This is a genomic window from Streptomyces sp. 4F14 (assembly GCF_048159485.1).
Classification (GTDB): Bacteria; Actinomycetota; Actinomycetes; order Streptomycetales; family Streptomycetaceae; genus Streptomyces.
Genome location: NZ_JBLRVY010000031.1, coordinates 23750 through 35331, shown reverse-complemented (window position 1 = coordinate 35331; position 11582 = coordinate 23750). Strand labels below are relative to the sequence as shown.

Below are 11582 nucleotides of genomic sequence, written 5' to 3'. Positions count from 1 at the left end.
CGCCAGGAGGCGGAATGTCAGAGACAAGCACCGTGGACTCGTCCGGGCGGGCGAAGGACGTCGTGGACGACTCCGATCCGCGGGCGCTCATCTGGGACCTGCTGCGAGGGCAGTGGCGGTTCTCCGCGCTGTACGCGTTCGTGGACCTCGACGTGGCCGGCGCCCTGTACGACGGACCGCTGACGGTACCGAAGCTGGCCGAGAAGCTCGGTGTGGACCGGGTCGCGCTGGGCCGGCTGCTGCGTACTGTCGCGGCGCTCGGCGTGGTGCGGTCCGAGGACGTGGCCGGCATCCGGCGCTACCGGCTGACCCCCGCGGGCGAGTCGCTGTGCGCCGACGCTCCCGGCTCGATGCGGTCGGTCAGCCTGTTGCAGGGGGCACCCGACCTGCTGGACGCGATGGGTTCGCTCGCCGCCGCCGTCCGGGACGGCTGTTCTTCGTTCGCGGCACGGTTCGGTTCGTTCTACGGCTGGCTCGCGACCAGCCCCGAGTCCCGGAAGCACTTCGACATCTTCATGACCACGCGGTCGCGGGCCATCGCCGAGGCCGCCGTGGCGGCGGTCGACCTCTCGGGCATCGGGACGCTCGCCGACATCGGCGGCGGCAAGGGCACGGTGCTCGCGACGGCGCTGGGCGCCACGCCCGGTATGCGGGGGCTGTTGCTCGACCTGGAGCCGGTGATGGCCGGTGCCCGTGAGTTCATGGCCGCGCAGGGCATGGCCGACCGGTGCGAATTCGTCGTCGGCGACTTCTTCCAGGCGGTGCCGAAGGCGGACGCCTACCTGCTGTCGAACATCGTGCACAACTGGGACGACGACGACGCGCTGCGCCTTCTCGGCAACATCCGCCGCGAACTGCCCGAGCACGGCCGGGTGCTGCTGCTGGACATGCTGCTCCCCGAGGGGGACGCGCCGCACCTCGGCAAGGAGATGGACATGCGGCTGCTGGCGCTCTACGACGGTGGCCGCGAGCGCGGCGAGCAGGAGTACCTGGCGCTGCTGGGCAAGGCGGGGCTGAGCGTCGAGCGAGTGGTCGAACTGCCCTATGCCCTCAGCCTGATCGAAGCCGTCCGGGACTGATACGCCGAAAGGAGCACGGATGTTATCGAGAAGCGCCGCCCCGTGGCACGGAAACAGACGATTACGTGTCACCCGGGGCCGGGTAGCGCTCGCAGCGGGGCTCACCGCGTTGTTCGCCGGGAGCGGGCTCGTCGGTCCCGCGGCGCCGAGCGCGCTGGGGTCCGCCGGGGTGTGGGGCCAGAGCCTCGACGGGCGCGGCAACAACGTCCTGCGTCCCGACTGGGGCCGCGCCGGGACGAACTACTCCCGGGTCACGGGCGCCCGCTACGTTGACGGCCTCAGCACGCCCGTCAGCGGGCCGAACGCACGCACGGTCAGCAACCGGATCTTCAACGACGAGTTCGTGGACGAGAACGGTCTCGGCTTCTCGGTGAACATCTTCTCCGAGCGGCAGCTCAGCCAGTGGTCGTGGGTCTGGGGTCAGTTCGTCGACCACGAGTTCGGATTGCGCAGCGGCGTGCTGCGCAGCGACCCGCAGGGCGAGCGGGCCGACGTCCCCGTGAACGGCCGGGATCCGCTGGAGACGCGGGGGGATCCGGCCGCGCTCAGGTTCACGCGTTCGACGCCCGCGCCGGGGACCGGGACGACCACTCCCCGTGAGCAGATCAACAACGTCAGCTCCTATCTCGACGCCTCGGCCGTCTACTCGACGGACGACCGGCGCCTGGAGTGGCTGCGGGTGGGGCCCGTCGACGGGAACCTGGCCAACAACGGCGCCAAGCTGCTGATGCCGGACGCGTACCTGCCGCGCAGGGACGCGCGCGGCGACACCGCCGGCGCCCCCGAGGTGGAGCTGGGCGGAGAGCTGATCGCCAACCCGGGCCAGGCGGTTGTCACGGGGGACGTGCGGGCCAACAACAACACCGGTGTCACAGCGGTGGAGACGCTCATCGCGCGCGAGCACAACCGGATCGTCGACCTGCTGCCCGCGTCGCTGAGCGAGCAGGAGAAGTTCGAGATCGCCCGCCGGGTCGTCATCGCCGAGGTGCAGTACATCACCTACAACGAGTTCCTTCCGGCGCACGGCGTCTGGCTCCCCGCGTACCGCGGCTACGACCCGTCGGTGAACGCCACCCTCAGCAATGAGTTCTCGACCGTCGGGTACCGCATCCACAGCATGATCCACAGCGGGTTCCCGATGGAGACCGAACGCTCCCGGTACACCGACGCGCAGATGCAGAAGTTCCGCGAGATGGGCTTCAACATCGATCCGAGCGACGACCCCGCCAAGGTCAAGATCCAGTTCGTGCTGGCGCAGGCGCGGGACAACCCGATGGTCCTGCCGATGGTCGGGCTCGGGCCGTTCCTCCAGGGCCTCGGCTCCAAGGCGCAGTACCACAACGACGAGCAGATCGAGCGCGAGATCCGCGACGTGCTGTGCTCGGCCCCCGACGCCAACCCCAAGTGCGTGTTCGACCTCGGCGCGCTGGACCTGGAGCGGGGCCGCGACCACGGCATGCCCGGTTACAACGAGATGCGCCGCGCCTACGGCCTGCCGGCCAAGAACTCGTTCAAGGACATCACCGGGGAGAACACCGAGACGTTCCCCACCGATCCGCTGCTCACTCCCGGCGACGAGATCAACGACCCCGACAGCGTCGACTTCACCCGCATCACCAACCTGTTCGGCAGCCAGGTCTCTGCGGAGAACGATCCGGAGGACACCAGCGCCGTCTCGTTCGAGCGGCGCACCCCGCTGGCCGCGCGCCTGAAGGCGCTGTACGGCTCGGTCGACAAGCTCGACGCCTATGTGGGAATGCTCGCGGAAAAGCATTCAGGACCAGAGTTCGGCGAACTCCAGCGGGCGATGTGGAACCGCGAATTCAAACGGCTGCGTGACGGCGACCGTTTCTTCTACGGCAACCAGCTGCCGGCGCTCGAACTCATCAAGAAACGCTATGGCATCGACTTCCGGCAGAACCTGGGTGACCTCATCGCCCGCAATACCGATGTGAAACGGTCGGACCTGGCCGGCAATGTCTTCTTCGCCAAGGGGCAGGTGCCGCCGGAAACCTGCCGGGCCGGTTACCGCACGACGGCGCGGACCGGAACGGACTCCGGCACGTACGAGGCGACCGTTCGCCTCACGAACACCACGAAGCGACCGGTCGACGCCTGGGCACTGCGGTTCCGGTACGCGGACGAGCAGGAGATCACCGGGGCGGAGGGTGCCGTCGTCGCGCAGAACGGCACGGATGTCTCCCTCACGAATCCCCGGACCGGCGGTGTGATCGCCCCGGGACAGACCCGTGAGATCAAACTCACCGGTGCCTGGAGGGGACGCGACACCGCCCCCTCTTCCTTCACGCTCAACACCACGCAATGCCGTGCGGAGCAAGGGTCCGGATAACCGGCGGAAAGCGGCGAAGGACCCTCCCTTTTCGCTGATACCTTCCCGCAACCGTCCGTCCGATAGAACTTTCTCAGGAGCTATTCGAAAGAGGTGCGGAAGCATGCCGAAAAATACGGCTGAACGCGAGGAACGGAAGACCGTAGCGGTGCCGCGTCGCATCCGGCCGCGCGTCACCCTGGTCGTGGCGATCGCCGCCGTCGGCCTGCTGGTGACCGCGTGCGGCGGCGACGACGGCGGTGACGGTGGTGGTGGCGGCGGAGTCGCCGCGGCCAGCCCCAGCACCAGCGAGAGCGCGAAGCCGGGCGGCGGTGGTTCCGAGAAGAAAGGCCCCCTCGCCTACTCGAAGTGCATGCGGGACAACGGCGTGACCAATTTCCCGGACCCGGACGCCAACGGCGGTCTCAAGATCGAGGGCGACAAAGTCGGGCTGGGCACGCCGGCGTACGAAAAGGCCGCGGAGAAGTGCAAGCAGTACAACGCCGCGCCGCCGCCCGAGGCGGCTCCGGACCGAGAAGCCGCACTGGCGTACGCCAAATGCATGCGCGAGACGGGCGTGCCCAAGTTCCCGGACCCCAACGCCGAGGGCGGGACGGACATCGACCGGGGCGCGCTCGGTGTCGACATCACCGGTCCCGTGTTCAAGAAGGCCGACGAGAAGTGCAAAGAGGTCCTGAGGAACGGCGGAAAGGGCGCGGAAGAGGGCGCCAAGAACACGCAGGGCGGATGACCGCGACGTCCCGTGGGACAGCGCTCCGGGTGCCCCCGGCCGCTGCCCCGCCGTCGCTAGACGGGTTCGACGGCGGCCGGCCCCACGGCCGTGTCCGCCGCGGCGCGGGGGAAGCGCACCGTCATGGTCAGACCACCGTCCGGCCGGGGCACGGCGTCGAGTTCGGCGTGATGGGCGGTGGCGATGGCGCTGACGATCGACAGCCCGAGACCGAGCCCCTCACGGTGGTGGGTGCGGGCGGTGCCGACCCGCTGGAACGGCTGGAACAGCCGGTCCAGGTCGTCGGCGGCGACGACCGGGCCCGAGTTGCTCACGGTCAGCACGGCCCGGCCGTCCTCGGCGCGGGTGGCGACCTCGACCCACCCGTCGGGAGTGTTGTAGCTCAGCGCGTTGTCCACCAGATTGATCACCAGGCGTTCCGCCAGGCCCGGGCCACCGACCGCGACGGCCGGATCCAGCGTCGTGCGCCACGACACGCTGCGCCGCCCGGCCTCCTCGGCACGGGCCGCCACGACCTTCCCGGCCAGCTGCTGGAGGTCGAACGGCACCCACCGCTCAAGGCCGGCCTGCCCCCTGGCCAGGGTCAGCAGCGACGTGATCAACCGCTCCTGCTCGCGGCCGGCGGCGAGGATCCGCAGGTGGGCCTCCCGCAGCGACTCCACGCTCGCGTCCGGATCCGACAGGGCGACCTGCCCGAGGGTGCGCTGCCGCGTCATGGGAGTCCGCAGCTCGTGCGAGGCGTTGGCCACGAACCGGCGCTGTGCCTCGAAGGCGGCCTCCAGCCGGGCCAGCAACTCGTCGAAGGTGTCGCCGAGGTCCTTGAGTTCGTCGGCGGGCCCCGGCAGGGCCAGCCGTGCGTGCAGGTTGGTCGCGGAGATCTCCCGGGCCGTGCGGGTGATCGTGCTCAGACGCCGCAGCACGCGCCCGGCCAGCACCCAGCCGAGACCTGCCGAGACGACCGCCATGATGCCCAGTGCGGTGCCGCCCTGGACCAGCAGCGTGTGCCGCCGCTCGTCCTTCTGCCGCTGCGCCAGTTCGATGAGCGCTTCGCTCTCTCCGGGATCCGGCGCGGGCAGGTCGTTGCCCTCGTTGCTGAGTTCCTGCGGGCCGCGTTTGGCCGGCGGCTTCGCCACCTCCTTGACCGTGGCCGTGCTGCCCTGGCCGTTGTACACGTAGAGGCCCGGGTTGGCCCGGTCGACCAGGAAGAAGGTCATCGCGAGCAGTGCCACGCCGGACACGAGGAAGACCCCGCCGTACAGCAGCGTCAGGCGGAACCGGACGGTGTTGCGGGGCATGCGGAAGACGGTGCGCATGGGCTGCCCTCAGATGCGGTAGCCGGACTTGGCCACGGTGTGGATCACCGGTGGGTCGCCGAGCTTGGCGCGCAGCCGGCTGATGGTGACCTTGACGGACTTGGTGAACGGGTCGGCCGATTCGTCCCACACCCGTTCGAGGAGCTCCTCCGCCGAGACCACCCGGCCCTGGGCGGCGAGCAGCAGCTCCAGCACGCCGAACTCCTTGGGAGCCAGGTCGAGCGGCTCGCCGCCCCGGGTCACCCGGCGCTGCGCCGCGTCCAGTTCGATGTCGCCGTGCTGCAGCACCGGAGGCACCGCGGGATGCGCCCGCCGGGCCAGCGCGACGATCCGGGCCGTCAGCACGCGGAAGTCGAACGGTTTGGACAGATAGTCGTCGGCGCCGAGGTTCAGCCCGTCCACCAGGTCCTCGGTGGTCGCGGCCGCGGTCAGCATCAGCACCCGGCTGCGGCAGTCCGCGGCGACGAGCTTGGCGCACAACGTGTCGCCGTCCATTCCGGGCAGGTCCCGGTCGAGGAGGATCACGTCGTAGTCGTTGACAAGGGCGCGTTCCAGACCGGACAGCCCGTCCAGCGCGACGTCGACCGCCATCCGCTGCCGGCGCAGCCCCACCGCCACCGCGTGGGCAACTTCCTCGTCGTCCTCGACGATAAGAACGCGCACCTTGTTCTCCCCCCGGGGAAAAGATTTCGGCCCACAGTGAATAAGCCCCTGCCGTATTCCCATGCTAGCGACCGGACGGTTGCGGCGGGGTTTCATCCGGCCGTTCCGGTACTGCCCGATCGCCCCGCCCGGCACGCCCGCGGCGGGCGCGGAAGTGGCCACGGCCGAGGCCCCGGGAATTCGGCGGCGGGCGATACCGTCCTGAAACCGCCGCTCCCGTAGAACAAAACCAGCAGGCAAATAAGCAGCTGACGAAGGTCGGTCGAAGGAGACGGGTATGCGCGTACAGGAAGACGGCCAGGCGCGGCGGCTGGGCGGTGACGGACGGTGAGCGTGCTGCCCTCCCCTACACAGAGCACGGACACGGAGCCCGCGGCCACGGAGACCGGGCGACGCAAGGGCCGCCGGTGGACGATCGTGACGATCCTGGTGATCGGCACCGCGGGAGCGGCCGTCGCCGCCTACCTGGTCGTCCCCTTCAACCAGGAGGCCAAGGCCGACGACACCGCCGACAAGACGCCCGTCAGTACGGCGACCGTGAAGCGGGGCACGATCTCCGCTCGCACCTCGGTCAACGGCACACTGGCCTACGCCGGCAGCTACGAGGCCGTCGGCCGGGCGAGCGGCGTGGTCACCAAGGTGCCCCGGGCAGGCGACCAGCGCCGCGCGGGCCAGGTCCTGTACGAGGTCAACGGCGAGCCGGTCATCTTCCTGAAGGGATCCATCCCGGTGTTCCGGGACCTGAAGCAGGGCGACAAGGGCGCCGACGTCAAACAGCTCAACGCCGCGCTGGTCAAGCTCGGTTACAGCAGCTACCTGAGCCCGACCTCCCGCTACTACAGCTACCTGACCAAGGCCGCCGTCAAGAGGATGCAGGACCACTTCGGCCTGGAGGAGGACGGGGAACTGTCGATGAGCGAGGTCGTGTACATACCGCAGGACACGATCAAGGTGACCAAGGTGAACGTCAAGCTGGGTGCCCAGGCCCAGCCGGGGATGGCGGTGCTGACCGGCAGCTCGCTGCGCCGGTGGATCTCGGTGCAGATCGACACCGCCTACCAGTCGCAGGTGAAGCGCGGTGACAAGGTGACGATCACGCTGCCGGACCTGAAGACGACGCAGGGCAAGGTGACGTCGGTGGGCCGGATCGCCGAGTCGGGCAGTGACAACCAGGGCGCCAAGATCACGGTGGGCATCGAGCCCGACGACCCCAAGGCCACCGGCAGTCTCGACCAGGCCCCCGTACAGGTGTCGATCATCACCGACAGCGCCAAGGACGCGCTGAACGTCCCGGTGAACTCCCTGCTGGCGCTGCTCGACGGCGGCTACGGCGTCGAGGTGGTCGGCTCCGCCGGCGAGCGCCGGCTGGTGCCGGTCCAGCTGGGGATGTTCGACCAGGACAGCGGGATCGTCGAGGTCACCGGGGCCGGTCTGCAGGCCGGACAGCGGATTGTGGTGCCGACGTCATGAGCGAACTCAGCGCCCGCGCGGGCGATACCGCGGTGGTGGCCGAAGCGCCGGAGGGCGGCGCCGGGTCCCCGGTGCTGGAACTGGACGGGGTGACCCGCCTCTTCCCGGGCGGCACGTCGCCCGTGGTGGCCCTCGGCGGGGTGAGCTTCACCGTCAACCGCGGCGAACTGGTCGCGATCGTCGGCCCGTCGGGTTCCGGCAAGTCCACACTCCTCAACGTCATGGGCACGCTGGACCGGCCGACCGCCGGCGTCATGCGTATCGCCGGCACCGACGTCGCGCAGATGAGCGACCGTCAGCTGGCGGCGGTGCGGGCCACCGAGATCGGCTTCGTGTTCCAGCAGTTCTTCCTGGCCGACCACACCAGTTCCCTGGAGAACGTCGCCGACGGGCTCCTGTACGCGGGCGTGGGCCGGGCGGCCCGGCGCCGGGCGGCGGCCGAGGCCCTGGACCGGGTCGGGCTGTCGAACCGCGCCGAGTTCCGGCCGTCCAAGCTGTCCGGCGGTGAACGGCAGCGGGTCGCGATCGCCCGCGCGCTGGTCGGCAGCCCCGCGATCGTGCTCGCCGACGAGCCCACCGGCAACCTCGACAGCGTCAACGGCTCGGCGATCCTGTCCCTGCTGACCGAGCTGAACCAGCAGGGCGCCACCATCGTCGTGATCACGCACGACCGGGAGATGGCCGCCCAACTGCCCCGCCGCATCGAGATGCTGGACGGCCGGGTGGTCGCCGACAACGCGCCCCGGAAGGGGGCCTGGAGCCAGTGACCGTGACCTACCGCCCCGGACATCTGGGGTTCGTCGACCTCACCCGCACGGGCAGCGTCGGGCTGCGCACCCGGCGGCTGCGGGCGGCCCTGTCGGCGCTGGGCATCGCGATCGGGGTGGCCTCGATCGTGGCCGTACTCGGACTGTCCGCCTCCTCGCAGGCCGGACTGCTGGCCGAGATCGACCGGCTCGGCACCAACATGCTCACCGTGACCCCCGGCAGAGACATCCAGGGCAACGAGGTGAAACTCCCCAAGGCGGCCCCGGGGATGATCTCCCGTATCGGCCCGGTGGAGCAGGTGGAGAACACCGGCGCCACCAAGGCCCGGGTGTACCGCAGTCCGTTGGTCCCGGCGCTCAACACCAACGGACTCAAGGTCCAGGCGACCAGCCTGGCCCTGCCCGCGACGGTACGCACCAAGGTCGCCCACGGCGCGTTCCTGAACAAGGCCACCGCGACCCAGCCGACCGCGGTGCTCGGCTACGACGCGGCCAACCGCCTCGGGATCGACCGGGTCCGCACCGGGCAGCGGATCTGGCTCGGCGGCCAGTGGTTCTACGTGATCGGCATTCTGGAGAAGGCGGCCCTCGCCCCGGAGATCGACGCCTCCGTACTCGTCGGATACCCGGCCGCAGAGCGCTATCTCAACTACAGCGGCCACCCCACCACCATCTACGTCAGGTCGCAGACCGACTACGTGAACGACGTGCACTCGGTGCTGGCGCAGACCGCCAACCCGCAGGACCCGGCGAACGCCACGGTCAGCAACCCGTCCGACGCGCTGGTCGCCCGGGCGGCCGCGAAGTCGGCGCTCAACGGCCTCTTCCTCGGCCTGGGCGCGGTGGCACTGCTGGTCGGCGGGGTGGGGGTCGCCAACACCATGGTCATCTCGGTCCTGGAACGCCGGTCGGAGATCGGGCTGCGGCGCGCACTGGGCGCGACCCGCGGACACATCCGCACCCAGTTCTTCTCCGAAGCGGTGCTGCTCGCCGGGATCGGCGGCGCGGTGGGCGTCTTCTGCGGAGTCGCGGCCACGGTCGTCTACGCCTCCGTCAAGGGCTGGACGGTCGTGGTTCCCCCCGAGGCGTGGATGGGCGGCGTCGGATCGGCGCTGGCCATCGGCGCCATCGCCGGACTGCTCCCGGCGATCCGTGCGGCCCGGATGCAGCCCACCGAGGCACTGCGCACGGTATGACCCGCGCCGCAGCATGACCCGCGCCGTCCCCGGCGCCAGACGAAGGACGGCCGATGCCGATCAGCGTGATCAACGGGATCCACCTCAGTTACGAGAAGTACGGCGCCGGGGACCCGGTCGTGCTCATCGCCGGCACGGGCTCGCGCGGCCGGACCTTCCGGGCGCACCAGGTGCCCGCGCTCACCCGCGCCGGCTACCGCGCGATCACCCTGGACAACCGGGGAGTGCCGCCGACCGACGTGTGCCCGGAGGGGTTCACGCTGGCCGACATGACCGCCGACGTCGTGGGACTCATCGAGCACCTCGACGTCGGCCCCTGCCGGCTCGTCGGCTTCTCCCTGGGGGCGATCATCGCGCAGGAAGTCGCGCTGGCCCGCCCGGACCTGATCGACCAGGCCGTGCTGATGGGCACGCGCGGCCGTACGGACGCCCTGAATGCGGCGCTGGCCGCGGCCGAACTGGAGCGCTACGACCAGGGTGTCAAGCTGCCGCCCCGCTACGAGGCGGCCGTCAGCCTGCTGCGCTGGTTCTCCCCGCGCACCCTGCGCGACGACCAGGCGGTCCGCGACTGGCTGGACATCTTCGAGATGTCCCCGCCCAGCGAGTCGCTGAGCCGCTCCCAGCTGGCGATGGACCTGCTGCCGGGCCGCCTGCACGACTACCGCCGCATCGAGCCCGAGTGCCTGATCCTCGCCTTCTCGGACGACGTGGTGACCCCACCGCACCTCGGCCGAGAGGTCGCCGAGACCATCCCCCGCGGCACCTACCGGGAAATCACCGGCTGCGGCCACTACGGCCACTTGGAGAACCCGGACGCGGTGAACGCGGCGATCGTCGACTTCTTCGGCCGCGGCACAGACGTACCGGGATCAGGCCGGCGGTCCTGGCCCGGGTGAAGAAGAGCATCAGGGACGGCACGCCCTGCGAGTGGGCCGGCCACAGCAGGTGGTTGCGGGCGGGGCGGCCCGCCGCGGCCTCGGCCGGTTCGCAGGGCTGGATTTGTGTCGTGCGAGGTGAAGCAGGCGTGCCGCTATAGTCGGCCTCATGGGCAAACCCAAGGACTTATCAATGTTCTGGATGCCACCTGTTGACGGAGTCGAGGTGCTGCACGCTCACTTCAGGCAGCATCAGTATCCGCGGCACACGCACGAGGCCGCCACTGTCGCGCTCATGGACAGCGGTGCGGCCTCGTTCTTCTACCGGGGCGAGACGCATACCGCTGCGGCGAATGATGTGTTCCTGATCAACCCGGGTGAGGTGCACACCGGTTGGCTGGCGCACCCGGAAGGCTATCGGTACAGGGTGTTGTACCTGGGGGCGGGCGCCCTGGAGCAGTTCCATGACGAAGAGCCCGGGAAAAAAGGCCAGGGGAGCCGTCCGCTCACGTTCCGGGAGACCCTCGTCAGGGATGACCGGCTGGCGTCGCTGCTGGACCGTACGCACAACGCGCTGAAGCCGGACAACGATGGCGGGCTGCTTCAGGGGGAGTTGCTCGCAGAACTCGCGAAGGTGCTGTACGAGCGGTACACGGAACCGGTCCCGGCGGGGGCCGAGACGGTACGCAGAGACGGGAACCGGGCGGTGTCCGTCGCCCGGGAGTACTTGGAGTCCCGGCTCGCGGAGAAGGTCTCGTTGACCGAACTCGCGGGGGTCGTCTGCGTCAGCCCGTTCCGGCTGTCCCGGCTGTTCAACGCCGAGCTGGGGATGCCGCCGCACGCCTTCCAGAACCTGCTGCGGGTCAAGCGGGCCCGGCAGTTGCTGGCCGACGGGGCCCGTGCGGTGACCATCGCACGTGAAGTCGGCTTCTACGACCAGGCCCATCTGAACCGCGTGTTCAAGCGCTACACCGGGGTGACCCCCCATCAGTTCAAGGTCGGCGCCAGGGGACAGCGCTAACGGCACCACCTGGGCGTGCGGCGCGGTGGCGGACGCCCCGCCCTCCCGACAGGGACCACGCCGAGATCGCAGGACGCGTGGTCCACGACGGCGGACAGCGGGTGCACCCGGTCCCACG

The 11582-nt window shown here is 70.0% G+C and carries 10 protein-coding genes; 8 read left to right on the top strand and 2 right to left on the bottom strand.

Going from position 1 to position 11582, the window contains the following annotated elements; translation table 11 throughout:
* Window positions 1–14: 14 nt before the first annotated feature.
* The 3 genes from ACLZOT_RS39425 to ACLZOT_RS39415 all read left to right on the top strand — a co-directional run bounded on the left by ACLZOT_RS39425 (window position 15) and on the right by ACLZOT_RS39415 (window position 4159).
* Window positions 15–1079 (top strand): methyltransferase, encoded by a 1065-nt coding sequence (locus ACLZOT_RS39425; protein WP_416973993.1) that lies wholly within the window; start codon window positions 15–17, stop codon window positions 1077–1079.
* 19 nt (window positions 1080–1098) lie between these two features.
* The gene (locus ACLZOT_RS39420; protein WP_416973992.1) at window positions 1099–3429 is read left to right on the top strand and encodes a peroxidase family protein; all 2331 of its coding nucleotides are present in this window, start codon (window positions 1099–1101) and stop codon (window positions 3427–3429) included.
* A gap of 148 nt (window positions 3430–3577) precedes the next feature.
* Window positions 3578–4159, top strand: a complete 582-nt coding sequence (locus ACLZOT_RS39415) for a hypothetical protein (RefSeq protein ID WP_416973991.1) — start codon at window positions 3578–3580, stop codon at window positions 4157–4159.
* Between the two features lie 56 nt (window positions 4160–4215).
* On the opposite strand, the gene ACLZOT_RS39410 is transcribed toward ACLZOT_RS39415, so the two are convergent.
* Together ACLZOT_RS39410 and ACLZOT_RS39405 are read right to left on the bottom strand one after the other, a co-directional pair.
* On the bottom strand, window positions 4216–5454 hold the full coding sequence (locus tag ACLZOT_RS39410; protein ID WP_416973990.1) for a sensor histidine kinase: 1239 nt from the start codon (window positions 5452–5454) through the stop codon (window positions 4216–4218).
* 27 nt (window positions 5455–5481) lie between these two features.
* Window positions 5482–6135, bottom strand: a complete 654-nt coding sequence (locus tag ACLZOT_RS39405) for a response regulator transcription factor (protein ID WP_416973989.1) — start codon at window positions 6133–6135, stop codon at window positions 5482–5484.
* Window positions 6136–6462: 327 nt separating this feature from the next.
* Between ACLZOT_RS39405 and ACLZOT_RS39400 the strand changes: the two genes are divergently transcribed.
* The 5 genes from ACLZOT_RS39400 (at window position 6463) to ACLZOT_RS39380 (ending at window position 11464) form a co-directional block, all read left to right on the top strand.
* Window positions 6463–7605 (top strand): efflux RND transporter periplasmic adaptor subunit, encoded by a 1143-nt coding sequence (locus ACLZOT_RS39400; RefSeq protein ID WP_416973988.1) that lies wholly within the window; start codon window positions 6463–6465, stop codon window positions 7603–7605.
* Window positions 7602–8372 (top strand): ABC transporter ATP-binding protein, encoded by a 771-nt coding sequence (locus ACLZOT_RS39395; protein ID WP_416973987.1) that lies wholly within the window; start codon window positions 7602–7604, stop codon window positions 8370–8372. Before ACLZOT_RS39400 ends, ACLZOT_RS39395 begins: the two co-directional genes overlap by 4 nt.
* Before the next feature lie 2 nt (window positions 8373–8374).
* The gene (locus ACLZOT_RS39390; RefSeq protein ID WP_416973986.1) at window positions 8375–9568 is read left to right on the top strand and encodes an ABC transporter permease; all 1194 of its coding nucleotides are present in this window, start codon (window positions 8375–8377) and stop codon (window positions 9566–9568) included.
* 53 nt (window positions 9569–9621) lie between these two features.
* Window positions 9622–10464, top strand: coding sequence for an alpha/beta fold hydrolase (locus ACLZOT_RS39385; protein WP_416973985.1), 843 nt, complete (start codon window positions 9622–9624; stop codon window positions 10462–10464).
* A gap of 148 nt (window positions 10465–10612) precedes the next feature.
* On the top strand, window positions 10613–11464 hold the full coding sequence (locus ACLZOT_RS39380) for a helix-turn-helix domain-containing protein (RefSeq protein WP_416973984.1): 852 nt from the start codon (window positions 10613–10615) through the stop codon (window positions 11462–11464).
* Window positions 11465–11582 lie beyond the last annotated feature (118 nt).

Coding starts and splice junctions, on each gene's coding strand:
- ACLZOT_RS39425 (WP_416973993.1), top strand. CDS start 15: ATGTCAGAGACAAGCACCGTGGACTCGTCCGGGCGGGCGAAGGACGTC.
- ACLZOT_RS39420 (WP_416973992.1), top strand. CDS start 1,099: ATGTTATCGAGAAGCGCCGCCCCGTGGCACGGAAACAGACGATTACGT.
- ACLZOT_RS39410 (WP_416973990.1), bottom strand. CDS start 5,454: ATGCCCCGCAACACCGTCCGGTTCCGCCTGACGCTGCTGTACGGCGGG.
- ACLZOT_RS39395 (WP_416973987.1), top strand. CDS start 7,602: ATGAGCGAACTCAGCGCCCGCGCGGGCGATACCGCGGTGGTGGCCGAA.
- ACLZOT_RS39385 (WP_416973985.1), top strand. CDS start 9,622: ATGCCGATCAGCGTGATCAACGGGATCCACCTCAGTTACGAGAAGTAC.
- ACLZOT_RS39380 (WP_416973984.1), top strand. CDS start 10,613: ATGGGCAAACCCAAGGACTTATCAATGTTCTGGATGCCACCTGTTGAC.